Annotated in this window: 28 protein-coding genes; 14 read left to right on the plus strand and 14 right to left on the minus strand. The window is 44.5% G+C overall.

Annotated elements, in window-relative coordinates; translation table 11 throughout:
• Positions 1–95: 95 nt before the first annotated feature.
• Positions 96–503 carry a peptide-methionine (R)-S-oxide reductase MsrB gene (msrB, locus tag MTF70_RS01170; RefSeq protein WP_005380698.1) on the minus strand — a complete coding sequence of 136 codons (408 nt, stop codon included), beginning with the start codon at positions 501–503 and terminating at the stop codon, positions 96–98.
• A gap of 337 nt (positions 504–840) precedes the next feature.
• On the opposite strand from msrB, the gene gap reads away from it, so the two are divergent.
• The 10 genes from gap to MTF70_RS01220 all read left to right on the plus strand — a co-directional run bounded on the left by gap (position 841) and on the right by MTF70_RS01220 (position 10,942).
• Complete coding sequence (gene gap, locus MTF70_RS01175; protein ID WP_005380697.1) at positions 841–1,836, plus strand: type I glyceraldehyde-3-phosphate dehydrogenase; 996 nt, start codon at positions 841–843, stop codon at positions 1,834–1,836.
• A 155-nt stretch (positions 1,837–1,991) separates the two neighbouring features.
• Positions 1,992–2,876 carry a D-hexose-6-phosphate mutarotase gene (locus MTF70_RS01180; RefSeq protein WP_025767193.1) on the plus strand — a complete coding sequence of 295 codons (885 nt, stop codon included), beginning with the start codon at positions 1,992–1,994 and terminating at the stop codon, positions 2,874–2,876.
• A gap of 199 nt (positions 2,877–3,075) precedes the next feature.
• Positions 3,076–5,112 carry a methyl-accepting chemotaxis protein gene (locus tag MTF70_RS01185; RefSeq protein WP_248393825.1) on the plus strand — a complete coding sequence of 679 codons (2,037 nt, stop codon included), beginning with the start codon at positions 3,076–3,078 and terminating at the stop codon, positions 5,110–5,112.
• 96 nt (positions 5,113–5,208) lie between these two features.
• Positions 5,209–6,036 (plus strand): 23S rRNA (guanine(745)-N(1))-methyltransferase, encoded by an 828-nt coding sequence (gene rlmA / locus MTF70_RS01190; protein ID WP_062730495.1) that lies wholly within the window; start codon positions 5,209–5,211, stop codon positions 6,034–6,036.
• A 97-nt stretch (positions 6,037–6,133) separates the two neighbouring features.
• The gene (locus tag MTF70_RS01195) at positions 6,134–7,081 is read left to right on the plus strand and encodes a ChaN family lipoprotein (RefSeq protein WP_053349599.1); all 948 of its coding nucleotides are present in this window, start codon (positions 6,134–6,136) and stop codon (positions 7,079–7,081) included.
• Positions 7,082–7,332: 251 nt separating this feature from the next.
• A complete protein-coding gene (locus MTF70_RS01200; protein WP_053349598.1) occupies positions 7,333–7,692 on the plus strand; it encodes a hypothetical protein in 360 nt (119 codons plus the stop codon).
• Between the two features lie 398 nt (positions 7,693–8,090).
• Positions 8,091–9,668, plus strand: coding sequence for an alkaline phosphatase (locus tag MTF70_RS01205; protein ID WP_025767190.1), 1,578 nt, complete (start codon positions 8,091–8,093; stop codon positions 9,666–9,668).
• A 136-nt stretch (positions 9,669–9,804) separates the two neighbouring features.
• On the plus strand, positions 9,805–10,104 hold the full coding sequence (locus tag MTF70_RS01210) for a ribbon-helix-helix domain-containing protein (RefSeq protein WP_005384938.1): 300 nt from the start codon (positions 9,805–9,807) through the stop codon (positions 10,102–10,104).
• 140 nt (positions 10,105–10,244) lie between these two features.
• Positions 10,245–10,640, plus strand: coding sequence for a VOC family protein (locus MTF70_RS01215; RefSeq protein WP_005380685.1), 396 nt, complete (start codon positions 10,245–10,247; stop codon positions 10,638–10,640).
• 17 nt (positions 10,641–10,657) lie between these two features.
• Positions 10,658–10,942 (plus strand): putative quinol monooxygenase, encoded by a 285-nt coding sequence (locus tag MTF70_RS01220; protein WP_033907358.1) that lies wholly within the window; start codon positions 10,658–10,660, stop codon positions 10,940–10,942.
• Between the two features lie 69 nt (positions 10,943–11,011).
• On the opposite strand, the gene MTF70_RS01225 is transcribed toward MTF70_RS01220, so the two are convergent.
• Together MTF70_RS01225 and MTF70_RS01230 are read right to left on the minus strand one after the other, a co-directional pair.
• Entirely contained in the window at positions 11,012–12,691 is a 1,680-nt protein-coding gene (locus MTF70_RS01225; protein WP_005380681.1) for a mechanosensitive ion channel family protein, read from the minus strand.
• Positions 12,692–12,882: 191 nt separating this feature from the next.
• Positions 12,883–13,323, minus strand: coding sequence for a YcgN family cysteine cluster protein (locus tag MTF70_RS01230; protein ID WP_005384948.1), 441 nt, complete (start codon positions 13,321–13,323; stop codon positions 12,883–12,885).
• 188 nt (positions 13,324–13,511) lie between these two features.
• Between MTF70_RS01230 and MTF70_RS01235 the strand changes: the two genes are divergently transcribed.
• From MTF70_RS01235 to aqpZ, 3 genes are all read left to right on the plus strand, one after another.
• On the plus strand, positions 13,512–13,760 hold the full coding sequence (locus MTF70_RS01235; RefSeq protein WP_005380625.1) for a GlsB/YeaQ/YmgE family stress response membrane protein: 249 nt from the start codon (positions 13,512–13,514) through the stop codon (positions 13,758–13,760).
• A 137-nt stretch (positions 13,761–13,897) separates the two neighbouring features.
• The gene (locus MTF70_RS01240) at positions 13,898–14,146 is read left to right on the plus strand and encodes a YkgJ family cysteine cluster protein (protein ID WP_065767476.1); all 249 of its coding nucleotides are present in this window, start codon (positions 13,898–13,900) and stop codon (positions 14,144–14,146) included.
• Between the two features lie 229 nt (positions 14,147–14,375).
• Positions 14,376–15,074: an aquaporin Z gene (gene aqpZ, locus MTF70_RS01245; protein ID WP_065274734.1), complete on the plus strand. Its 699-nt coding sequence runs from the start codon at positions 14,376–14,378 to the stop codon at positions 15,072–15,074.
• A 51-nt stretch (positions 15,075–15,125) separates the two neighbouring features.
• On the opposite strand, the gene recR is transcribed toward aqpZ, so the two are convergent.
• From recR to MTF70_RS01275, 7 genes are all read right to left on the minus strand, one after another.
• Positions 15,126–15,725: a recombination mediator RecR gene (recR, locus tag MTF70_RS01250; protein WP_005380619.1), complete on the minus strand. Its 600-nt coding sequence runs from the start codon at positions 15,723–15,725 to the stop codon at positions 15,126–15,128.
• Between the two features lie 30 nt (positions 15,726–15,755).
• Complete coding sequence (locus MTF70_RS01255) at positions 15,756–16,085, minus strand: YbaB/EbfC family nucleoid-associated protein (protein ID WP_005380618.1); 330 nt, start codon at positions 16,083–16,085, stop codon at positions 15,756–15,758.
• 82 nt (positions 16,086–16,167) lie between these two features.
• Positions 16,168–18,273 (minus strand): DNA polymerase III subunit gamma/tau, encoded by a 2,106-nt coding sequence (gene dnaX, locus MTF70_RS01260; protein WP_053304167.1) that lies wholly within the window; start codon positions 18,271–18,273, stop codon positions 16,168–16,170.
• An 8-nt stretch (positions 18,274–18,281) separates the two neighbouring features.
• Positions 18,282–18,827 carry an adenine phosphoribosyltransferase gene (apt, locus tag MTF70_RS01265; RefSeq protein ID WP_005384957.1) on the minus strand — a complete coding sequence of 182 codons (546 nt, stop codon included), beginning with the start codon at positions 18,825–18,827 and terminating at the stop codon, positions 18,282–18,284.
• 162 nt (positions 18,828–18,989) lie between these two features.
• Positions 18,990–19,382 (minus strand): YbaN family protein, encoded by a 393-nt coding sequence (locus MTF70_RS01270; RefSeq protein WP_080996679.1) that lies wholly within the window; start codon positions 19,380–19,382, stop codon positions 18,990–18,992.
• Between the two features lie 27 nt (positions 19,383–19,409).
• The gene (locus MTF70_RS24330; RefSeq protein WP_005380608.1) at positions 19,410–19,541 is read right to left on the minus strand and encodes a hypothetical protein; all 132 of its coding nucleotides are present in this window, start codon (positions 19,539–19,541) and stop codon (positions 19,410–19,412) included.
• Positions 19,542–19,764: 223 nt separating this feature from the next.
• On the minus strand, positions 19,765–20,871 hold the full coding sequence (locus MTF70_RS01275; protein ID WP_005380606.1) for a response regulator: 1,107 nt from the start codon (positions 20,869–20,871) through the stop codon (positions 19,765–19,767).
• 289 nt (positions 20,872–21,160) lie between these two features.
• On the opposite strand from MTF70_RS01275, the gene MTF70_RS01280 reads away from it, so the two are divergent.
• Positions 21,161–22,036: a LysR family transcriptional regulator gene (locus MTF70_RS01280; protein WP_205461193.1), complete on the plus strand. Its 876-nt coding sequence runs from the start codon at positions 21,161–21,163 to the stop codon at positions 22,034–22,036.
• Between the two features lie 66 nt (positions 22,037–22,102).
• On the opposite strand, the gene purF is transcribed toward MTF70_RS01280, so the two are convergent.
• The 4 genes from purF to folC all read right to left on the minus strand — a co-directional run bounded on the left by purF (position 22,103) and on the right by folC (position 26,077).
• Entirely contained in the window at positions 22,103–23,617 is a 1,515-nt protein-coding gene (purF, locus tag MTF70_RS01285; protein WP_005380592.1) for an amidophosphoribosyltransferase, read from the minus strand.
• Between the two features lie 36 nt (positions 23,618–23,653).
• A complete protein-coding gene (locus tag MTF70_RS01290; RefSeq protein ID WP_005380590.1) occupies positions 23,654–24,145 on the minus strand; it encodes a CvpA family protein in 492 nt (163 codons plus the stop codon).
• Between the two features lie 61 nt (positions 24,146–24,206).
• Complete coding sequence (locus MTF70_RS01295) at positions 24,207–24,800, minus strand: SPOR domain-containing protein (RefSeq protein ID WP_005380588.1); 594 nt, start codon at positions 24,798–24,800, stop codon at positions 24,207–24,209.
• Between the two features lie 14 nt (positions 24,801–24,814).
• On the minus strand, positions 24,815–26,077 hold the full coding sequence (gene folC / locus MTF70_RS01300; RefSeq protein ID WP_005380586.1) for a bifunctional tetrahydrofolate synthase/dihydrofolate synthase: 1,263 nt from the start codon (positions 26,075–26,077) through the stop codon (positions 24,815–24,817).
• Positions 26,078–26,115 lie beyond the last annotated feature (38 nt).

The following is a 26,115-nucleotide window of genomic DNA, read 5'->3' on the forward strand; positions in this document are numbered from 1 at the left end:
CGGGAGTTTTTATTTAAGTCGAGCGACACTCAGATCACCGTTGAGCATGAATCATCCTGAAAGGATAAAACATCTCGAGCACAATTTTGTCGTTATTATTCTGATTTGTTGAAAATTAACGACACAGAATTAACACAAAAACGCTCTCCTGTGGTCTGTGGGCCATCTTCAAAAACGTGCCCTAGATGGCTATCACACGTTGCACAACGAATCTCTGTACGTACCATTCCGTGACTTAGATCTTCTAAATAGCGCACCGCTTGATCGTTGATAGGCGCATCAAAACTTGGCCATCCGCAGCCAGAGTCATACTTGTTATCAGAGACAAAGAGAGGGGCATTACAACAAGTACAAGCATAAACGCCAGTTTCCTTATTATGCAGTAGCTTACCGCTGAAAGGAGGCTCTGTACCTTGCTCTCGGCAAACACGGAACTCTTCATCAGACAGTTGCTCACGCCACTGTTCATCTGACTTCGTCACTTTTTTCCCGCTTTGTTCCACGACTTTCGGCTCCTTATTTACTGTTCTTGGTATTGACTTTTTTAGCAAAAAACTTGCTTCTCTTAACAGTTGTAGCACATACTTTCTCACCAGGACACCATGCGTAATTAATTTGATAAGAGCACTTATCTCACCAGTTATATTACGCCAACTGGGCTACAGAAGAATCAGTTAAAAGTTTAAAAAACGTACATTTGCAAAGAATTGTTAAAAAAAGCGTCGCTTTTTTTTGACTTTAAACAAGTTAAGTCCGATTATCACTTGCAGATGTTTACTGGATTCTGTAATTTTACTACCAGTTATCTTTAATCAGAAATTAAGTTGTGGAGCAACTATAATGACTATCAAAGTAGGTATTAACGGTTTTGGCCGTATCGGTCGTTTCGTATTCCGTGCAGCGCAAGAGCGCAACGACATCGAAGTAGTAGGTATTAACGACCTTATCGATGTAGATTACATGGCATACATGCTTAAGTATGACTCAACTCACGGCCGTTTCAACGGTACTGTTGAAGTTGAAGGCGGTAACCTAATCGTTAACGGTAAAACTGTACGTGTTACTGCAGAGCGCAACCCTGAAGACCTAAAATGGGACGAAATCGGTGTTGACGTTGTAGCTGAAGCAACTGGTCTTTTCCTAACTGACGAGACTGCACGTAAGCACATCACTGCTGGCGCGAAAAAAGTTGTACTAACTGGTCCTTCTAAAGACGCTACTCCAATGTTCGTTAACGGCGTAAACTTCGACACTTACGCTGGTCAAGACATCGTTTCTAACGCTTCTTGTACTACTAACTGTCTAGCGCCTATCGCTAAAGTTCTTAACGACAAGTTCGGTATCGAATCTGGTCTTATGACTACAGTTCACGCAACTACAGCAACTCAAAAAACTGTAGATGGTCCTTCTGCTAAAGACTGGCGCGGTGGTCGTGGTGCTTCTCAAAACATCATCCCATCTTCAACTGGTGCTGCTAAAGCTGTAGGCGTTGTACTTCCAGAAGTAAACGGCAAACTAACTGGTATGGCTTTCCGCGTACCAACTGCTAACGTTTCTGTAGTTGACCTAACTGTTAACCTAGTTAACGGTGCTTCTTACGAAGACATCTGTAAAGCGATGAAAGAAGCTTCTGAAGGCGAACTAAAAGGCGTTCTAGGCTACACTGAAGATGCAGTTGTATCTCAAGACTTCATCGGCGAAGTTTGCACTTCAGTATTCGATGCTAAAGCTGGTATCGCGCTAACTGACAAATTCGTTAAGGTTGTATCTTGGTACGACAACGAAATCGGTTACTCAAACAAAGTTCTAGACCTAATCGCTCACATCTCTAAGTAATTAGAAAGTTAGCAATTAGCGAATAACTTCGTTAAAGAAAAGGCGGCTCTAGAGTCGCCTTTTTTGTATCTGGAATTTGAGAGAATACAGGCTCGATGTTGCATTTAATGTGCGAAGCGCGTCTAAAAGCTCTCCCCAGCGATAGGAAACTACACATGGATTTAAAAACTCTCCCAGCCCTAACGGTGCTATCTGATAACGTCACTATCGTTGAAGTTGATCAGATAAAAATCGTCCGCGTGATTCATGACAAAGCAACGGCAGGCATCTCGCTACACGGTGGTCATGTCGTGTCGTTCACGCCTGTAGGTCAAGAAGATCTGATCTGGATGAGCGAAAAAGCTGTCTTCGATGGTAAAGCTGCTCTTCGCGGTGGTATTCCGGTTTGTTGGCCTTGGTTTGGGCGTATTGCTGCTCCAGCTCACGGCTTTGCCCGCACCGCAGAATGGGAGTTGGTTGAACATCGTGAGAACCATAACGGTGTGATTGTTGAACTTGCTCTGTTCCCGACAGAAGAAATCCACGATATTTGGCCCCATATGTTTGACGCTCGTTTGGTGATTGAAGTGGGCGATGAGCTAAAAGTGACGCTCAAAGTCATGAACATTGATGACGAGGCTTGGACCTTCTCTGGCGCATTACATACTTACCTAAACGTTGGAGACATTAAGCAAGCACAAACGACAGGCATGGGTGCCGAGTACATTGATAGCTTGAAAGCTGATGCGGTATGCCAAGGTGGTAATGTTCTACAACTAACTGACACCATTGATCGCGTTTACACGCAACCAGAAGCGAAAATTTTGGTAAAAGACCCGGTATTGGATCGTACGCTAAGCGTACACAACCAAGGCCACAACTCAGCAGTATTATGGAACCCTTGGGCAGAAGGTGCGCAAAGCATGGGTGACATGGCTGACGATGGTTATCAAACCATGTTGTGTGTGGAGTCTGCTGTTCATGCACCAAGTATTGAGCAAGGTCAAACGCTCCAACCAGGTGAGACACATGAACTTGTCACTGTCATTTCAGCGCAGTAAGAATCACCATATAAAGGCCGGGGATACCCGGCTTTTTTTTGTAATAAAAGCTCTGCTTAGATGGTCCTATCTTTACTAACTTATTGGTTACTGGTCACTTTTGACGGTTTCATTAATAAATATCAAAAAAATTGATCATATAAACCGATAGCATACCGATACAAAACTCATAAATAATAAAAATATCAGGAATTAGTCTATGTTAGAGAGATACCGAAATCAAAGTGTCGGATTCCAGTTGAAACTGGTGATTACTTTGTGTCTATTCATTGCTTTCAGCAGTATTGCAGCGCTTGTTTACCGCAACGCTTCCGATGTTCTATTGGAAAGCACACTGAAAGAACACCAATCTAAAGTAGAATCAATGGCAAAAACCATTGCTGGCCAATTCGATGCTTACCTGCACACCGCTAAAGTCCTCGAATCTACTTTTCGCAATGGCTACCTTGCCGGTGTCTATGTCGAAAATTACACGGTTGACTTCATGGGACATGAAGTACCAAACATCACTCAATACAGTGAAAGCTTAATTAATGACACCAAGTTGGTCGACAGTTTCACACGTGATACCGGCGCTATAGCAACGCTATTCGCACCGTTGGGTGACGACTTTATTCGGGTGTCCACCTCCCTAAAAGATCCACAAGGTCAACGAGCGGTCGGAACCACGCTAGGCATCAACCATCCTGGTTATCAGCAACTTAAAGCAGGACAACCGTATTACGCTCAAATTAAATTGTATGGCGAGCGCTACATTACCTACTATGCCCCAATCAAAGATGCGACAGGAAAGGTAGTAGGCCTATCGTTTATTGGCTTACCAGTAGACCAAGCGACACAAACCTTATTCGATGCACTCGAAGAGATAAAATGGGGCGACACTGGTTACACCATTATCGTTGATAACGACGACAACAATCTTGGTAAATACCTACTTCATCCAGCAAAAAGCGGCTCAGATTCGTCAATACTAGAAGTCGCCGACTACAATGGTCACAAGCCTTTTGGTCAGATTTTCGAACAATCTAGTGGATTAATTCGCTACCCTTTCGAGTACCAAGGTAACGTAGGCGAAAAGTATCTTGTCTACACAGAGGTTCCAGGTTGGAACTGGAAACTGCTAGGCGGTACGTTTATCAAAGAAGTTACAAAAGGTAGCGACACGCTTCTCACACTCATTGCCATCATTTCTTCGGTAGCGGCAATCATTACTTTTGTTGTACTGACACTTTTCTTGAATCACAGCTTACAACCTCTCACGACTCTAAACTCATACATGACTCGCTTAGCCGGCGGCGAAGTCAGCTTGAACATCCCAGCGTCTCGTAAAGCATCAAAGAATGAAATTACGAACCTGAGCTCGGGTGTCGCCAGTATGGCAAGTCAGCTCAATGAACTTGTCGGTAAGATCCGTTCAACAAGCGACTTAGTGGAGAGCAACTCCACCAGCGTTGCCAACGATGCACATAGCAATTTGACCCAAGCCGACCGACAACAACAAGAAGTCGAGCAAGTTGTGACAGCGATTGAAGAGATGGCCTCTTCCGCTCAATCTGTCGCACAACAAGTCGAAAGCATTGCGGAAAACGTACGCTCAGCAAATACCGATAGCCAGTCTGGTCTCGCGATTGTTGAAGGCGTATGTATCGACGTTGCTCAACTTAACGATCAATTGGATCAATCAGCAACGGCTATCGAGCAAGTAAATCGCGATAGCGAGAGTATTCAAACCGTCACTAAAATGATTGATGAAATTGCTGAGCAAACCAATTTACTTGCCTTGAATGCCGCTATTGAAGCAGCACGAGCAGGTGATCAAGGCCGTGGCTTCGCTGTTGTAGCAGATGAAGTGCGCACACTTGCGCACCGAACCCAAAGCTCAGTTCAAGATGTCGTGGAAATTATCGAGAAACTAAAAGGGTCGACTCATAATGCAGTTAATATGATGACAGACAGCCAACGCAGTGCAAACCAGGTCTTGGACAAAGCACAAGACGCGGGCACAGCATTAGATGCCATCGCAGTACAAGTGCAGTCGATAGCCTCTCAAGCCGACGCCATTGCAGCGACTTCAGAAGAACAAGCTCAAGTTTCACAAGAAATTGCAGCAAATGCCCATTCTATCGGTGAACTTAACCGAGAAAGCCGCAACACGAGCGCAAAAACCTCGCAAAGTGCCATTGAACTTCAACAACAAGCACGGAACTTGAAAGAGCAAGTCGACTTCTTCCACTAATACTTAATAAGAGCCGACCCAGTCGGCTCTTTTTGTTTCACTTGAGACCATGCTTTTTGATAGAATTTGCCGCCCTACTTTCTGTTCGAGATCGTCATGAACTATCAATGCCCTCTATGCCACCAAGCTCTAGCGTTAAATGAAAAAACGTTTAAGTGCGAAAACAATCATCAGTTTGACTTAGCAAAAGAAGGCTACGTTAACTTGATGCCAGCGCACCACAAACGTTCTAAAGATCCTGGTGACAACAAAGAGATGATGCAAGCTCGTCGTCGATTCCTTGAAGGAGATTACTACAACCCAATGCGCCAAGAAGTGGCGCAGCTGTGTGCAACATACACTGAGGGGAGCACTCATCAATTATTAGATATTGGTTGTGGTGAAGGTTACTACACAGATCAAGTACAAAAGACGATAGAAACACAAGCGAACCATGCCACGATTTATGGCTTAGACATTTCCAAAGTTGCCATTCGTTACGCGGCGAAGCGTTACACGCACTGCAACTTTAGTGTGGCTTCTAGTCACCGACTTCCCTTCGCAAATGAATCCTTAGATGCCATTTTGCGCATTTATGCCCCTTGTAAAGCTGAGGAGCTGCAGCGCGTTGTAAAAAACGACGGCGTTGTTGTCACGGTTACTCCTGCTAGTCGCCACTTATACCAACTGCGTGAGCGGATTTATCAAGAAGTTCGTCTTCACAATGAAGAACCAGAACATATTGAAGGGTTTGAATTAGAGCACCAGCAGCATCTTAACTATGTTATGGACTTGAAAAACGGAGCCGCAGTCGATTTATTGCAAATGACGCCATTCGCATGGAAAGCAACCGATGCTCTTCGTGAAGAGTTGAAATCCGCTACACTTTTCCAATGTGAGGCTGATTTTATGTTGCGTGTATATCGCAAAAAAACACTCAATTAATACGTCAAAAAAACAACAAACGCAAATAGTTATCATTTATATTGATTCATTGCTCAGCCTCCATTAATATCATCCGGACATTTTTGGAGGCTTTTCAATGCGCTTTTCTACTTTGAGCTTGCTCTTTGCAGGCTTACTTACTGGTTGCTCTTCATATACGCACACCAACTCTCACGCAACCTCAGCGGAAGTCACTAGTTTTTACGACTACCAACTATACACCCCTTCTGGCGAGCACATCGCTCTAAGCAAACTGCCAATTGAGCTGCAACAAGCAGATGTCATTCTTATTGGTGAATGGCACACACACGCCGGCATTCATCGCTTTCAAACCGATATGCTCAAACAACTTACGTCCTACGACCGCTCACTCGCGTTATCTATGGAACAATTTACCCGCGACAAACAACCTGTTGTTGACGCTTACCTACGTGGGGAGATCGGCGAACAGTACTTAATGAAACAAGCCAACGCTTGGCCCAATTATGAAAGCGACTATCGCCCTCTCGTGGAGTTTGCTAAGCAGAAAAATCTCCCGGTCATTGCAGCAAATGCACCAAAGAGCATTGTCCGATGCATTGGTCGACAAGGGCTAGATTACATTAACAAGCTCGATGATGATCAGCGGATGTTCATTGCACAAGCCATCAACACTGGTAGTAGTCCGTACAAAGAAAAGTTCATGGCATCCATGCATCACGGTAAGCCAGAGCAGACGGAAAAACAGTTTGCAGCTCAAGTTACTTGGGATGAAACTATGGCGGAATCTATCGTTAGCTATCTAGACGACAACCCAGGCGCTCAGATTGTCCATGTTGCGGGCAAGTTTCACACCGAGCAAGGGTTGGGTACGGCAGCATCAATCTTAAGCCGCAACCCGAGCTTAAAAGTGGTTGTAATTAGCCCAACAGATAACGTGCTTTCTGATAATACAGACTATCAGTTAGAGGTTCTCGCACCACCAGTACGGTATGTACAAGATGCTCACCGCATGGCGGCATATCAACATCTAACTAAACGCAATAACGATCTTCAATGTAAGTAGCTGGTCTTCAATTTAAGTTACTACCTTGCCGTTGCGTTGCATCATCACACCGCTTCGAGTTCATAGAGTGACAAGGGTCTGCTTCCTGCTGGTCTATTTTTTGCTAATGATCACCAATAGAAACTAGAAGCGGCAAAAGCAGACCTGTTTTTATCCAAATAGCTTCAGAAATAAACTTTGCCGCCGATAAAAATATAACTGCTTTTTACCCGCACTCAGTGACCGAGTGTCGATGTTCCAAGGAGTATTCGATGAATCCAGTAGGAAGCACTTCTGTTAATAGCTATGCCAAACAACCTGTCGCCTCTAAACAAGCAAGTATTGCACAAGAAGAAACTAGTGCTTCGCCGCTGAAAGTCGAACACAATAAGGTGACGCTTTCGACCGAAGGCAAAGCGCTACTTGCCGCTCTGCAACAAATCGAGCACGACAGCAAAAAAATAGAAGCAGAAGATAAATCTGTTGGTGAAAAGGTCGAATCTTTCACACATGGTGCGCTTGGCATGGATCACCCCGATAAAATCGAGAAAGAAGAGGATGGCTCATATTCTGCGGGTCAATACCTTTCTGCGGCACTTACCGTTGGTGGCATCATACTGGCATTAGTCTGATAACCAGTCTGATAATCGTCACGACAACAAATCCTATTTGAACCAAACACTTACTGCAGCCCATAATTTAATAAGCCAAAGAACGATATGATGCAAACGTAAGTGAATTCGACCGCTCTTGTGGCCCGATAATACATGCTCGTTTATTGCTCCCTAAACTAGGTTTCTTGTGAAGGCACTGAATGGATAACTTTAGTCCATGCTTTCAACTCCTAAGCGTAATCCAAGCCCACGTTTGTGGGCTTTCTTCTTTCCAAACTAACGAACGTTAGAGAGCGACTCATTTTTTCTGCAAAACCAAACAAAAACGACAATTTGGTTAAACTTTTATTACCGACACAAAACTTTCATAAATCATTGCTTTAATGCCTGCGCTTTCAATAAACAAGGAAAATATAATGAAGCGCTTAGTATCTCCAATCGTTACGGCAGTGGCTGCATCTACCCTCTCTTTCAACGCACTCTCAGCTGAAATCAAAAACGTCATTTTGATGATCGGCGACGGCATGGGTCCTCAACAAGTTGGTTTACTCGAGACCTACGCAAAACACGCACCTAACTCGGTTTACAAAGGCGAAAGCACAGCGTTATACAAACTCGCTCAAGAAGGTGTGATTGGATCATCACTGACCAATCCAGAAGACGCAATTGTCGTCGACTCTGCGTGCTCAGCTACGATGCTAGCGACAGGAATCCCTACCGCTTCTGAAGTCATTGGCATTGATAGCCAAGGCAACCATGTCGAAACTATTTTGGAAAAAGCCAAAAGTAAAGGTAAAGCAACAGGGCTCGTCTCTGATACGCGTATGACCCACGCAACGCCAGCAGCATTTGCCGCTCATCAACCACATCGCTCCCTAGAAAACAGTATTGCGGCGGATATGCTCGAAACAGGCGTAGACGTGATGATGTCTGGGGGACTTCGTCATTGGATTCCAAAGTCGACAAACGACAAGGGAGAGACATACGAGCAACTTGAAAAGCTCACTGAAGGTAATGTCTACCTAAAGTCGAAACGCAAAGACGAACGCAACTTGCTTACTGAGGCACAAGACCAAGGTTACAACCTGGCTTTCAGCCGCGATATGCTCACACAAGCTAAAGGTGACAAATTACTTGGACTTTTTGCTTACTCGGGCATGAACGATGGTATTGCCTACAGTCAAAGCAAAAACGATCCAAAACGCACGCAGCCATCGCTGAAAGAAATGACCACCAAAGCAATCGACATTCTTTCAAAAGACAAAGACGGTTTTTTCTTGATGGTTGAAGGCGGCCAAATTGACTGGGCTGGCCACAGTAACGATGCAGGTACGATGCTGCATGAAATGCTTAAATTCGATGAAGCGGTAAACTCAGTTTATGAGTGGGCAAAAGGCCGTGATGACACCCTGATCATTGTTACTGCTGACCACGAGACCGGCTCTTTTGGCTTTAGCTACTCATCAGCAAACTTGCCTAAACCACAAAAACGCGACGGCGAAGCATTCAAAAATCAGGATTACGCGCCAAACTTCAACTTTGGTCAGTTCGAGATCCTCGATGGTTTATACAACCAAAAGAAAAGTTACTACGGCATGATCAGTGAATTCCAAGCGCTTGATAAGAAAGAGCAAACTCCAGAGAAGTTTGCGGAAGTCGTGAACGCAAATAGCGATTTTTCTATTACGCCTGAGCAAGCAGAACGCGTATTAGCAAGTAAACCAAATCCATACCGACTCGCTGGACACAAATACTTAAGCGAAGAGAACGTACCGACAATCAATGACTTTGATGCTTTCTTTCCTTACAACGACCGTGGCAACTTGCTAGCGCGTGAGCATGCAACAAAGCAAAACACAGTATGGGGGACGGGTACTCATACGCATACTCCTGTCAACGTATTTGCTTGGGGACCTGCAGAAACTATCCTTCCAGTATCAAAAATCATGCACCACTCGCAACTAGGCGAGTACTTGAAGCAACAAATTAAATAATCAACTTGCACTTACTTCACAACTCGTGATGTTTCAACGCTCTCGCAAGGGAGCGTTTTTTTATGCATGAAAACAGTTGACGTTTTAAATCGTACACCACAATAATTATGGGTCTTTAATTATATGAATAAAGAAAATGTGCGAAATCTTTGCTAAGCAACCCCAAGACAACTATCAGTTCATCACCCGCTCTATCCGTATTGATGGTCACGCGACCAGTGTAAAACTTGAAGCGAGCTTTTGGACAATTCTTGAGGAAATCGCTAGTGCTCAAAACATGACGGTTCCTAAATTCATAAGCACTGTTTATCAAGAGGCACTCGAATACAATGGTGAAGTGAACAACTTTGCCTCCTTACTTCGATGCGCTTGCCTCACTTACGCCCGCCAACCTCAAGAGACCACTCGTCAAGCACTTGCGCAACTTAACAGTTAATAGCAACCAACCGAGCAATAACCATCCTAGGCTATGCATCCGTATTATAAACCCTTGAGCATCTTCTAATTTGTCGTACTAGAGTACTACCCAGACTCCTTTTGAAATCGCTAACCTGTGCGGACTATCAAGGAGTACCTATGACAAAAATGATTCACACCATGATCCGAGTAAGTGATCTGGACCGCTCTCTACAATTTTACTGTGACGTACTTGAACTAGAAGTCGCTGATCAATACATCTTTGATGGCTTTTCTCTAACCTATCTAGCCAACCAAGAAACTGGCTTTGAATTGGAACTGACGCACAATCACGACCAAAGTGAGCCCTACACTCACGGCTCAGGTTACGGCCACCTTGCCGTCAGCGTGGAGGACATTGAACAAGCCCACAAACGCATTAAATCTCTCGGCATTGAAACTGGTGACATCAAAGCCTTTGACCATCAACAAAAGCATTTAGCAACGTTCTTTTTTGTAACCGACCCTGATGGTTACAAAATTGAGTTCCTGCAACGCCAAGGGCGTTACCTATAACAAAAAGAGTAAACATTATGATTCACTTGACGGCTACCTTTCATGCACAACCGGGAAAAGAACAAGAGTTGAAAGAGGTACTTACCCGAGCGCTTGAACCTACTCGCAATGAAGAAGGTTGCGTTCGTTATCAATTGTTCCAAGATAAAGACAATGCATGCCACTTCGTTTTTCAGGAGCAATTTAAAGACCAACAAGCATTTGAGCTTCATGGTAAAACAGAACACTTTGCTCTTTTGATTAGCCAGATCGACAACTTGTTAGAATGCGAGCCGAAACTGGTGTTCTTCGACGAACTGTAACAATAACGCTAACCGAAGATCAAAAAAGGCACTCTACCTAGAGTGCCTTTCACTTGTTAGGACCTGTGATTAAGCGTCTTGCTTCTCCACCATATGCAAATGCACATCTTGTTGTGGGAAAGGAATCGAAATACCTTCTCGGTCGAAGCGTAGTTTCACCTCTTTCGTCACATCCCAGTATACATCCCAGTAATCATCCGTTTTTACCCAAGGACGCACAATAAAATCTACAGAAGACGTATTTAATGTATGAACTTTGATCATTGGCTCTGGAGTGCGAAGTACCGAAGGGTGAGAGGTAATGATATCAGACAATACTGACTCCGCTTTTAAGAGGTCATCCGCATAGCCAATGCCAAACACCATATCCACGCGGCGAATGCGTTCATGCGTGACGTTCTTAATAACATCTCCCCAGATTTTGCTGTTAGGCACAATAATAATTTGGTTATCAAACGTACGGATTGTGGTGTTCACCAAACTCATATGGCTTACCTTGCCATCCACACCGCCAGCATACACAAAATCACCAACATCAAATGGGCGATAAATAAGCAGCATCATACCCGCCGCGAAGTTGGATAACGTGTCTTGCAACGCGAAACCAATAATCACACCAGCAATACCGAAACCGGTTAGGATTGGCGCTAGGTTCAAACCAAGCTGAGATAAGCCCACCATGATACCGATCACCCACACGAATTTGCCGGACATCGAGATAAAGAAGTCCTGCATCAAGTGGGAAAGTTTTAAGTTTTTCGATGCAACTGCTTTACGGACGACTTTGCGAGTTAACTTAGCCAGTCCGCGAGCGATCAATAAAATCAGCGCAAAAACAAACAACTGGAAGATATGCTGCGGTGCATTCTCGGCAAACCAATCCAGTGCCGAGTTGGACCAGTGACTCAGTATTGACCACACAACTTTGGTATTCAGTAAATCATGGGTGATATTACCCGTCACTTCAAAAATTTGGCGTTTGTATTCAGACGTTTCTAAACCGACTTTATCACCAATTGAAATCAGGTTGCGTAAGCTTTCTGTCGCAATATTTAGCCTTTGTTTAGTAATGAGCTGACTAAGTTGCAACGACGCTTTTTCCGACTCTGGGCTAGACGAAAGTTGGGAGCCAATGATCTCACTTTGCTGACTCAAGTACTCAATTGAAGCAGACAGTAAGCGCATACGTTTATCAATTTTATCTTTTAGTTCCGCTTCTGCGCGCTCGTTTTGGGCCCCTAGCTCCTTCAACCAAGCGAGATTTTGCCAGCTCGAATCGAAGCTAACATCAAGATAACGCTGTAGCTCTCGATAATCGTTAACAAGAGCAAGCTTCTCTTCATCCTTAGCCTTATTTAAATCCTCGACGACTTTCTTTATTTTTTCCGATAGATAGTTCGTCGCGTCCTCAGAGTATTGTTCTTGTTTTTTAACTAGCAAGATCAGCTTGTCGCGAGAGATAGTTTCACGTTCAATCGCTGACGCTAACTGGCTTCTTAATTCTTCATTCTTTTGGAATAGTTGCAGTTGAAGGGCATCACGCTCGTCGCCACTCGCTTGCGAGAGGCTTTGGGATAAATCCACAATCTCTCGGTTCAAGTTGTCAATCGAGATTTCGGCAGCAGAAGGCTCTTGGATATCGTCAGTAGCAGTCGCATGAACAGCCATTGGGGAGAACATAATGACGGCAAGTGCGAATAATGTCACCCAAGATGTCAGGCGCAGTTTCTGGGGGAAATGAAACGTCATGTTTACCTCATAGGGAACAATCCTGATCAAAACAATCAGGAATAGAAGTGTAAAGCGTTGAAATCATACTCCTAAGTTTACAACACTAAATAATAAACTGAGCAGCATTTCGTTAGCGAGACGTCAAAGTTGGGAGCCCCAATAGCAAACAAGCCTTTCATTTAATCAATGAAAGGCTTGTTTTTATTCGACTAAGGACGGTTGGGATGATTTAAAATATGGTCTTCCCAATCCACCACATCAATCTCGTAAACAACTTTGTTACGGACACTTTCCCCAGCCGCATGCATTGCGGACTTAGAGCCTGTAATCAACGGATGCCATTCTGGTAAAGGCTGCTTTTCAGCCAACAGACGGTAAGCGCACGTGTGTGGCAGCCAAGTAAAATCGTCGATGTCTTCTCGGGTCAGCTTGGTGCACTCTTCACCCGAAGTGAAACGGTTTGGGTAATCCTTACATGAACACGTTTTACTGTTCAGCCAGCTACAAGCCACATTGGTATAGTAGATTTCATCGGTATCTTCATCCATAAGCTTATGCAAACAACATTTGCCACAACCATCACAGAGAGATTCCCATTCCTCTTCTGTCATCTGCTCTAACGATTTACTTTGCCAAAATGGAGTGCTCATACTTCAGGTCTCACCAAGGGAATTTAGGGGGCGATTTATACTCTTCTCAACGCAAAAGTTCAAGTTTTGAGAAGATCTTGCATCCTTCCCACATAACGGTGGAGATATTCAACTACTTTCGTTTTACTGTTCTATCCTTAAACAAGTTTCCATTACTCAATTGATCAAGAAGGCATTAAGGAGTTTTCATGGGTATTATTTCTTGGATTATTTTGGGCTTAATCGCCGGCGCACTTGCTAAATGGCTCATGCCAGGAAAAGATGGGGGCGGTTGGATTGCAACAATGTTACTTGGTATTGCAGGGGCATTTGTAGGTGGCTTCCTTGGCGGCATTCTCGGTTTCGGCGGAGCAACTGGCGTCAACATTGGTAGTATCATTACCGCAACACTAGGCGCATTTATTCTGTTGTTTGTTTATAACCGTTTCTTAAAATAATCACGATGATTTAAAAGCAAAAAACCAAAAAGGGAGCGTAATGTTAAGCGCGCCCTTTTATTTTTTTCTTTCTTCACTCTTCCAATCCACGTCAAAATGACCATAATTGCCCCCTTAATTTTTAAGAGGTTTACATTATGGATTGTCGATTAGGATGTGGAGCGTGCTGTATTGCGCCAAGTATCTCTTCACCAATACCTGGAATGCCCAAGGGCAAACCAGCAGGTGTTCGTTGTGTGCAACTCAACGACGACAATTTGTGCAAGCTATTTGGTAAGCCTGAACGCCCTAAAGTCTGTCACGATTTTAAACCGTGTCCGATTGTATGCGGCAAGACCAATCAAGAAGCACTCGACAACATCACTGAATTAGAACAATTGACGTAATGCGACTCTAGACCACACGTTTAAAGTTAGTACCTCGGTTGTTTCTCTCCGAGGCAGTAATCAAAGCAAACTCAAGATTTAGCACTCCCCCCCTCAGCCTTTTATCTCACCCTTGAGAACTCTTGCCACATAGCGTTCCATTTGCGGTTTTTGCGCGATCTCCCTCACAATTTATTGACAATTCTCGACTATGTTCAGCGGGTCATTTAATTAAAGATCAGGAAAGAACATGAATAAGTATTTGGCTGAGGCTTTTGGCACGTTCTGGCTAGTGTTAGGCGGCTGTGGTAGCGCGGTGTTGGCTGCGAGTTTCCCTGAAGTGGGTATTGGTCTGTTGGGCGTTTCTTTGGCATTCGGTTTAACCGTTCTGACGATGGCATTTGCTATCGGTCATATTTCAGGTTGTCACTTGAACCCTGCAGTGACAGTTGGCCTTTGGACTGGCGGTCGTTTTGAGACAAAAGACGTTGCTCCCTACATCATCTCACAGGTGATCGGCGGGCTTATCGCAGGTGGCGTGCTTTACGTTATTGCATCTGGACAAGCAGGATTCGATGTTGTGGGTTCTGGCTTTGCCGCCAATGGTTATGGTGAACACTCTCCAGGCCAATACTCGATGATCGCTGCACTTGTGACTGAAGTTGTCATGACGATGATGTTCCTGATTGTCATTATGGGTGCAACAGACAAACGTGCGCCACAAGGCTTTGCACCTATCGCAATTGGCCTGTGTTTGACTCTCATTCACCTGATCAGCATTCCTGTCACCAATACGTCAGTAAACCCTGCTCGTAGCACGGCAGTCGCAGTATATGTGGGTGAATGGGCGGTTTCTCAGCTATGGCTGTTCTGGATTGCTCCTATTGTGGGTGGCGTGCTTGGTGCGGTTATCTACAAAAATCTTCTTGGTAAAGAATCGAACGATTAATCGTTCCTAACTCCCAAAATCAAAAAAGCCGCTGAATTCAGCGGCTTTTTATTAAATTCTGTGTCGACCTAATAGCGAATGTGACAACGTCGTGCCATCAACAAGCTCTAGCTCCCCACCGACAGGCACACCATGCGCGATGCGGCTGGCATCAACTTGGTGCTCTTTACATAGCTCTGCGATGTAGTGGGCAGTGGCTTCACCTTCAACTGTTGGGTTTGTCGCCAAAATCACTTCGGTAATATCACCGCGACGTAAGCGGTAATCAAGGACATCCAATCCAATATCACTTGGACCAATACCATCTAATGGCGACAAATGCCCCATAAGAACAAAATACCGACCAGAATATTGGCCTGTTGCTTCAACGGCTGCGATGTCTGCCGGGCTTTCTACCACACAAATTTGACCATTTTCTTGGCGTTTTGGGTTGGTACAAATGTGACAGACTTCTTCTTCGGTGAAGGTTCGACACTCAGTACAATGACCTATTTCTGTCATTGCCTGACTAAGCGCATCTGCAAGCTGCAAACCGCCTTTTCTATCGCGCTGTAACAAATGAAAGGCCATACGCTGCGCTGACTTGGGGCCAACCCCAGGTAGACAACGTAAGGCCTCCATCAATTGCTCCAGCATATGACTGGTACGCATTAAAAGTCCGCTTAATTAAATATCAGCAGATTAGAATGGCATTTTCATACCTGGTGGTAGTTGCATACCGCCAGTTACAGAAGCCATTTTCTCTTTTTGAGTTTCTTCAACACGACGGGCTGCATCGTTGAACGCCGCAGCGATCAGATCTTCAAGCATTTCTTTGTCGTCTTCCATCAAACTTTCATCGATGTCAACACGACGTACGCTGTGACTACCAGTGATAGTAACTTTAACTAGGCCAGCACCAGACTCGCCAGTTACTTCCATATTCGCGATTTCTTCTTGAAGCTTTTGCATGCGATCTTGCATTTGCTGGGCTTGCTTCATTAGGTTGCCCATACCGCCTTTACCAAACATGTTTATCTCTCTGGTTTAATGAGGTGTTGCATCAATTAATGGGGTTATACCTTTGGGTTTTCAACCCCATTCCATTCGATTATTAGATAGGGCGCACACTATCTTTATCAAGCTCTGCAGCAAAACGACGTTCAATAAATTGAACATTTGGATCGTTTTCTAAACTGTTCAGCGCTTGCTGTAATTTCTCTTGGTAGAGCCTATCTCTCAGTTCAAGTGGTGTTTCTCCACTCTCCCCTATTTCGATGCTCATGTGGCACTCTTCACCCAACACGGTATTAAGTGCTTTAAGCAATTCGGCTTGAGCTCTATCAGTATTCAAATGAGCTTGGCTGCTTCTCAATAGTAACGAAACGGTTGTTCCTTCCTTACTATAATGAGAGTTTAGCGCAAGTTGCTCTACCAGCTTAGGGATCTCCATTAAGCTGATGAGCTTCGCCCATTCATTATGTTCTAACGATTCATCGATGAGCTTTTGTGCCATTTCAGGCGTTTTCTCATGCTCAAGTGCCTGCTTGAGCTGCGTAGGTGTCAGTTTTGTATTTACTTTTGTCTCAACAGGCTTGCTTGGACGCCAGCGATACGCTTCTTCAACTTGTGGCTCCGTCGACTTCGGAGCTGAGTTTGGCGACACCTGCGCGGAATTGCCATGCAATTGCGCTACTCGGTCGATAACCGATTCTGGTTGTGCAGATGCCGCTTTAGGCTTTTTTGAGCCACCATTTTGAGGAGTGTTCTGTTGTAGGCCTTGACGCTGAGAACGTAATTGGTGACGTAAACCGCTTAGACCACCGCGCGCTGGTGTTGAAACGCTCTCTTGCATTTGTTGAGGTGGCGTTTCATGCTGCGGCGCTGGGTTTTCACTCATCGGCGGCGCCATATCATACTGTGGTGGAACCGTCTCATATCCACTCGCTTGATACTCAGGTTGCGAACTGGATGAAGGTTGAGGCGCCACTTGTGGTGTGCTTTGTGCTGGACTCGGCTGCTGAGCTCGAGGAGCAGCGGCTGTCTGAGCTGGCGCAGTCTTTGGTTGACTGGTACTTTGAGCCGGAGATGACGCTGGCTCGCTGTTACTAGAAACAACATTTGCCCCACTGTTATTTGATGGGCGGAACGCCATCATGCGCAGCACAATCATTTCCAAACCGATTCGCCCATTTGGCGAGAGGGTCAAATCTTCACGACCTTTCAATGCAATTTGATAGTAAAGCTGAACGTCTTGCGGGCTTAGAGCTTTACTCAACAGCTCAATTTTCTCTGCATCTGGTTGTGCTCGGTCTAACGACGCGGGCAACGCTTGATACATCGCAATTCGGTGTAACTGTGTTGCGACTTGCTGCAACAAACCATCCCACTCAACACCATTTGCCGCTAATTGTTGGATTTTATCCATGGCTTGTTGAGGTTTCTTGCTGCTGATTGACTCTAGTAAGTGAATCGCTTGGTCGGTATCAATCGTCCCCAACATGTGGCTGACAATATCGGCTTGCACCGCACCGTTACCTAATGCAATTGCTTGATCAGTCAAGCTAAGAGCATCACGCATACTGCCATCTGCAGCATGTGAGATCATACCCAACGCTTTTGGCTCTGCTGAAACTTGCTCTTGACCTAGGATGTAATCAAGTTGCTGGTGAATATCATCAACGCTGATTGGTTTCAGATGAAACTGAAGACAACGCGACAATATAGTGACAGGCAGCTTTTGTGGATCAGTTGTTGCGAGTAAGAACTTCACATACTCTGGCGGCTCTTCCAGGGTTTTCAACAACGCATTGAAAGAGTGACGCGATAGCATGTGCACCTCATCGATGAGGTACACTTTAAAACGTCCACGAGCAGGTTTGTATTGAACGTTGTCTAACAGTTCACGAGTGTCTTCAACTTTAGTACGTGATGCTGCGTCGATTTCAAGAAGATCGACAAAGCGACCTTCATCAATTTCACGACAAGTATCACACTTACCACAAGGTGTCGCGGTAATGCCGGTTTCGCAGTTCAAGCCTTTGGCAAACAGCCTACCGATACTCGTTTTACCCACACCACGAGTCCCGCTGAACAGATAAGCATGGTGTAAACGGTTTTGCGCCAGTGCGTTTTCCAACGCCGTCAGGACATGTTTTTGTCCGACAACTTGGTCAAACCGATTAGGACGCCATTTTCGCGCTAAAGCTAAATAACTCATTGAATGTATTAATGTCCTTCAAAATCGCAGATGCTGTACACGTTTAGACCTAGTGCTTCTAAACGTTTATCGCCACCGATTTCTGGTAGGTTGATAACGAACGCAGCGTGCTCAACTTCACCACCCAGTTGGCGAATCAGCTTAGTCGTCGCTTCAATAGTACCGCCCGTTGCCAATAAATCGTCGACAACCAGTACTTTGTCGCCTTCAACGATGGCATCTGTATGGATTTCTAGTGTATCAACGCCGTATTCAAGCTCATAAGATTGAGCAACAGTAGGGCGTGGTAGCTTGCCTGGTTTACGCACTGGTACAAAACCAACACCTAGCTCAAGCGCTAAAGGCGCGCCAAATAGAAAGCCACGAGCTTCCGTACCCACAACCTTGGTAAAGCCCATATCTTTGTAACGTTCAACAAGTAAGTTGATCGTCGCTTGGTATGCGTTCGCGTCTTCAAGAAGGCTCGTCACATCACGAAATAGAATGCCTGGCTTTGGGTAGTCTTGGATGCTTTTGATGCTAGATTTGATCAGTGAAATTGTTTCTGTAGTCATAATACCGATTTACTTAGATTGGCTCATCGCCCTCTCTAATCGCAGTATCACGAGGGCAACGAACAATAGGTTTTCACCACTATGTGCTTATTTTCGTAAAAGTCACAGGCGCTGAAAATACAAACGCCCACTCGAAGAGCGGGCACACTATTCTCTACAATCTTAGTGATTTTCTTCTCGGTCAGCAACCAACTCAATCACAGGCAGACGCATAAACCAGCTGAGTAAAACGATTAGCATCACTAAAAGACCAATTTTTACCCAAACGAGGGGGACAACAACGATTGAAACCATGAAACTAAGCGCAATAAAAATCGCACCACGCTTTTTTACTTTTGAAGTAACAGCCCGATGCTTATGCCAATTGCCGAGAATGGGTCCAAACGTTTTGTGGTTATGTAACCATTGATGAAATGCGGGGCTACCACGCATAAAACATGCGCTAGCAAGCAAAATAAAAGGTGTGGTGGGTAAAAGTGGAAGGGCTATGCCGGCTATGCCGAGCACAATACAGAGTCCACCAACAGTATTGAAAAAGTAACGCTTAATACGAATGGTGAACTCCGGTACAAAATAGCTAGATTAAAAGCCTGCGTAACCATTCATTACACGAAGCCAGGTTAGCGTTGCAGGAAGTGTTGGGATCAAAAGAACTGCAATAAAACCTAAAAAGTAAAAAATATTATAAGGCTCTTTAAAATCTTTGTCTGCCATGATGTGTCTTCTCACTAGTTGACTTTGCTTCTCCCAAGGCACAGCGTTAAATTATCGTTGCACAAATGGGTCATTATTGTTTTAAGCGCTGACTATACATTAAACAGCCAAATCTAAACACCAGTAAAAAGTAAGGTTATTGAACTAAACGTATGTTGTTTTGGTGGTTCTAAAAAGATAATAAGCAGCGTAAGGACGCTGCTTATTGGTTTGCAAGTCATAATTATACTAGTCGGGATTTCCGGGTAATACTTAAACTAAAACTTGAAGAACCTAAACACCCGATAGACAACTGTCCTGCAACACTAAGCGGTAAATCGCGGGTGATGAAGTTTTTCATACTTCCTCCCCCTAAACGGTTACCTGCTGCGATGTGTTGATTCGTATTTCCGTCAGACCAATGGCTATCTAAACCCGCAGGCAATATAGAGACCGAGGATGAAGCGAGGTCGGCGACACCAAACACAGCATTGACTGCACCCGCACACTCCGAACACTCAATTCCTTTTTCAATGATCCCTACCATGTCCTTGAGATCAGCACTGAAACTTTTCAAGTTACGGAGATAATCGTCAAACAATGCCCTAACGAGCAATGTCGTCGCAACTCCATCATTAGCTTGGGAAGCAGAATCAACGAGATAAAACGCAAATTGACCATTCATTAACCAACGATAATCGAAAACCAAGGGCATCACATCCGTCGATTGCAATAAACGGTACGAGCAGCGCCAATCTCCCTGAGCAGCATCCTTCTCTGGCAATAGAGCTTGCAGTAAATCTCTTGCCGCACTCGGATTCTGTTGCAAATATTCCAGATGCCAATACAGCTCTTGTTCATCCGGGATTTCACCACCATCATCAACCCTGAACCACTGACTTGAAAAGTCACGTTGTTCTGAGAAGTGGCTATCGGTATCTTCTAGCGTATTCTCTATCGCCTGAGATAGGTGCTCATAATTACCTATCGGTTTAGGAAGAAAATCTTTAATACCAAATCGCAACGCTTTCGCGACATCGGACATTTCATCCGTGCCTGATACCACGATAAGCGGCATATATGGATATTCGAGACTAACTTCTTCGACGAACTCGATACCATCTAAGACCGGCATCGATAAATCACATAAGATAAGATCGGGTTGGCATTCCCTGAGTTGTTGAAGCGCTTCTAGGCCGTTTTCTGCTTCTACTACTTTAAAACCCTGACTTTCTAAATAGGCATTGGTTACTTTACGAAATATTGGATCATCGTCCACCAACATTATTAGTTTTTGATTAATCACTTCCTGTGCCGAGACCATTGCCGTTTGACTGTGAGTCTTAAACATACCTTTATCCCTCACAAAGCTCAGTCAAAAAAACAGATTTATTATTAAGTCATTATTTTTGTTGTGTTTACTTCCAGCAAAACGTGTCACAGCAAGACCTGAGGCCGCTTCGCCTTGTTATAAAACTTAGCTCGGAAACTGCATTAATACAAATATTACGGCGTATAACAGTATTTACTCAAACAGGGTTGCTGTGTTCAAATGATGCAACATGTTGACTTAAAGCAAGCTTTGATCACAAAGTTAATTATAAATTAACCGTAATCGGTAATTTAATGTGTCTGGAAATATGAAATTAGATGACTTAAACCTGTTTCGACTGGTTGTCGAAAATGGGAGCTACACCGCAACTTCGCGAAAAACCATGATCCCGGTTGCGACCATCACCCGACGCATTCAAGCGCTAGAAGACTCTGTCAATCTTCGACTATTGAACCGTCATGCTCGCAAACTCTCGCTCACTGAAGCAGGGGAACGTTTTTACCATGAGTGCTCTCCTTTACTACAAAGGCTAACAACCGCAGCAGAGGAAATCACTGACGACTGCCGAGGAGCATCCGGCAAGATTAAGATATCCGCGCCTTACAACTTAACTAAACGAATGATGATGCCGATGTTCAACAGCTTTATGAAGCAGTACCCGGACATCAACATTGAGCTAACGACAGAGAATAATGCGGACAAGCTTGACCCTACTGAATGGGATGTAATTTTTCGAGTGGGACCGCAACGCGACTCTAGCCTCATCGCGCGTAAGATTGGCGAAGTGAAGGATATTCTCGTTGCAAGCCCTGACTATCTAACCTCGAATCCTGCGCCACACCATGCAGAAGAGCTATCTAACCATTTATTGCTAAAAGGGTACCCACTTATTAAGTGGACCTTGATTAATAGCAAAGGCGAGTCTGTGGTGAATGTTGATCGTGGTCGTTTTCAAGCAAACGCGCTCAATGTGGTGCGCAGCGCTTGTTCCGAAGGTTTAGGCATCACACTAATGCCAGATGTCATGATCAAAGAGTACATCGAGAGCGGCGATTTGGTACGCGTACTGCCAGATTGGAGTGCAAACCCGCGCGACATTTATATGCTTTACAACCACAAAGACCACCTGCCAGAGAAAGTTCGCCTCTTTATTGACTTTGTGATCGCTTATAACATTCACTAACTAGATAGCGAAAACAAAAAACCAGAGCCGAAGCTCTGGTTTTTTTACGACTTAAGAAAGCGCATCCTATGCGCCTTCGTTATGAAGCTCTAGGTTTGCTAAATCCTGTTGGATTTCAAGTTGTGTTTTCGCATCATCATTACGAAGACCATCTAAGAAATCTAGGTATTGTTGGTCGATATCACCCGTTACGTATTCGCCGTTAAACACGGAAGTATCGAACTGAGTAATGTCTTGGTTTCCAAGACCTACCGCCTCTACCAAATCTTCTAGACGTTGATAAATAAGCGCATCGGCACCAATCTGCTTACAAATTGTATCGTTGTCACGGCCATGGGCAATAAGCTCTGTAGCACTTGGCATATCAATGCCGTATACGTTCGGGAAACGAACTTCAGGAGCCGCTGAGACCATGTACACTTTCTTGGCACCAGAATCACGAGCCATCTCAATAATCTGCTCTGACGTTGTACCTCGAACAATAGAGTCATCCACCAGCAACACATTCTTACCTTTGAATTCCGAACGAATAGCATTCAACTTGCGACGTACTGATTTCTTACGTTGTTGCTGGCCAGGCATGATAAACGTACGTCCAACATAACGGTTTTTCACGAAACCCTGGCGATAAGGGATATCGATCGCTTGAGCGATTTGCAGTGCAATGTCGCAAGACGTTTCAGGGATAGGAATGACAACATCGATATCAAGGTTTGCGTAATCTTCACGAATACGTTCGCCCAGCTTTTTACCCATTTCAACGCGAGCGCTGTATACCGAAATTTTATCGATGAACGAATCTGGACGAGCAAAGTACACGAACTCGAAAATACAAGGGTTCAGCTTAGGATTGTCTGCACACTGCTTCGTGTAAAGCTCACCGTCAAACGTTGCGTAAATCGCTTCACCAGGTGCAACATCACGGACGAAATCAAAACCGACCGCATCCAATGCCACCGATTCAGACGCAACCATGTACTCTGCTCTGCCGTTAACTTCACGCTTACCTAAACACAGCGGGCGAATACCGTGTGGGTCACGAAATGCAATCATACCATGACCAATGATCATGGCGGTCACAGCATAAGCACCGCGAATTGTGCGATGAACATTGGTGACTGCGCGGAATACGTCTTCGGTCGTGACATTTCCTTTTACTGAGTCAATTTCGTGCGCCAGTACATTTAGTAATACTTCAGAGTCTGAAGTGGTATTGATATGACGGCGATCTTTTTCAAACAGCTTCTGACGAACTTCGTTAGCGTTGGTCAAGTTACCGTTGTGGGCAAGTGTAATACCGAAAGGAGAGTTTACGTAGAAAGGTTGAGCTTCTGAAGCACTTGAACTGCCTGCTGTAGGGTAACGAACATGACCAATTCCGACCTCGCCTTGCAGGCGCTGCATGTGTCTTGCTTCAAATACATCCTTGACTAAACCGTTCGCCTTACGCAGACGAAAACGATTGCTTTCTATGGTACAAATACCAGCGGCATCTTGGCCACGATGCTGTAACACCGTTAACGCGTCATAAATAGACTGGTTTACAGGCGTTGTGCCCACGATTCCAACAATACCACACATGTCCTAATCCTCGATTTGCGACAGTAGCTGGCACTACTAGATAGTGCCAGACAGAAAACTTGATGTTGCTTGTAAATGCTCGAAGAATGGGGCGATGATACGGCTGAACTCAGGGATCAACTGTGAATCTTTCCACCAATCCGAGCTTGGGAATGCAGTAAACGCATCCATAAAAAACAGCACCGCAGAAACAATTAAGACTCCGCGTAGACCACCAAATACAATCCCGAGAATTCGGTCCGTACCTGATAGCCCTGTTTTTTGTACCAGTTGACCAATGACGTAATTCACCACTGCACCAACTACCAAGGTTGCGACAAATAACGCCGCAATCGCCGCTCCGTTACGAAACATATCATCTTCGATGTTGGTGAAGTACACCGCCAATTTGGCATAGTAATTACTGGAGATAAAAAACGCTCCGAACCAAATCACCAAAGACAAAGCTTCTTTAGCAAAACCGCGAACTAAACTGATCAGAGCTGAAAATCCGATCACACCTAAAATGATAAAATCTATCCAATTCATCTTTTCTTCATCTTAAGTTGGCGCGCATTTTAACAGAAAAAATGCTGACGCAAACGTTTTCTTATGGATTTAATGGCTTAAATTTAAGCAATTGACCTTTTGAACCTGTAATTTTTTGTAATTCTTGAACTTGTCGTTCAAGTTTACTTTTTGACACATCAGGGCCAACAATCACTCTCGTAAACTCGTTTTCTTTCTTTGTGTGAGCTTGATAACCACGCTTTTGCAAATCCGCGACAAGCGCGACAGCATTTTCGTGATTCTTAAGTGCCATCAACTGAATGATCCAAGCTGAATCTTCATATTGATTTTTCTCTTGAACAGGACGAGTGACGACCTCAACTTGCTCTGGTTGTTTGATGACCTCAGGTTTAGATGTTGGCACTGGCTCGGGCTCAGAAACGGCTACTTGAGCATCCTCACGTTCTTGCACTACAGCTTCAACCGGAGAATCCGGTAACGTAATGTCGTCTTCCACTGGCTCTAATATTTCGAAGTTTTCCACATCACTATCAAGTTCTGGTTTGATAGGAATACTGGCAAATTCTTCTTTGTAGTGCAGTTTCTTACCATCTAGCACATCGGGAAGAACAATGACTCCGACTGCGACTAGAATGATGGTGCCGACTAAACGACTTTGGAATTTACTTGCCATCAAAATACCTTTGCTTATTTATTATTTGATTGCCAATGTTCCAATACCTCTCCGACGGTATGGAATGAGCCAACCACCAGAATAACGTCTCCTGCCTTTGCGTGGCTTCTCGCACTCTCGAAGGCGTCAACAGGGTTTTCAAAATGAACTTGCCCATCAGGTAAGTATTGGCACAATTCATCAGCGGTCGCCGCTCTCGGTCCAGTAAGCGACGCTGGATACCATTGTGTTGCAACTGGAGTTAGCGCTTCAATGGTTGCTTTAATGTCCTTGTCATGCAGCATTGCAACCACAATATGGATATTCTTACCCAGATATTGTTGCTTCACTCTTTCTACCAAATACTCAGCAGAGTGCGGGTTATGAGCGACATCAAGGACTATTTCAGGTTCGTGATGCAGTACTTGCATACGCCCCGCCAAACGAGCATTATTCAAGCCATTGACAATATTTATGTCAGTGATTTGCAATTCCGAAGCCCCTAGTGCCATCAGTGCAGTGGCTGCATTTTGTAATGGTAGCGATGGGATTGGTAAATCCTCTAACTCAAATGCCCCACTGCTCCATTTCCAACCATTATCAGTTAGTTGGTAATCGTACTGAATACCTACTTGGAAGAACTCAGAACCAATATCGTCAGCATGAGCCGCCACGGTCGCTGGTGGCGTCGGTTGACCACAAATTGCTGGCTTCCCTGAACGGTAAATGCCCGCTTTTTCAAAACCAATAACATTGATGTCATCACCAAGCCAATCCACATGATCGATCGCTAAGCTCGTAATAACAGAAACATCATGGTCAACAACGTTAGTGGCGTCTAGACGGCCGCCAAGTCCTACTTCAAGTAAGACAACGTCAACTTTCTCTACTTGGAAAATACGTAGCGCAGCAAGCGTACCGAATTCAAAGAGGCTAAGGCTAACATCACCACGCTGCTTTTCTACATAATCGAATGCTTCACAGTGCTTGGCATCTACAACGTCAACGCCATTAATGCGTACACGCTCGTTGTAACGAATCAGGTGCGGAGAACTATAAACACCGACTGAATAGCCAGCATCAAGTAAAATGGCTTCCATTAACGCACACGTTGAGCCTTTGCCATTGGTTCCGGCAACGGTGATTACGGTTGGAGCTGGTTTGGTAAGATTGGCTTTGTTTGCTACCGCTTGGACACGGTCTAAGCCTAGATCAATTGCTGAGGAATGAATATTTGCTAAATAATCAAGCCACATCTCTAATGAAGATGTGGCTTGAGGAATTGGGTTTTGGGTCATCTAACTTTAACCATTAAATTCTTTGGTTTTTATGTTAG

The sequence above is a fragment of the Vibrio sp. 2CM40D genome, assembly GCF_023161825.1.
GTDB classification, from domain to species: Bacteria; Pseudomonadota; Gammaproteobacteria; order Enterobacterales; family Vibrionaceae; genus Vibrio; species Vibrio alginolyticus.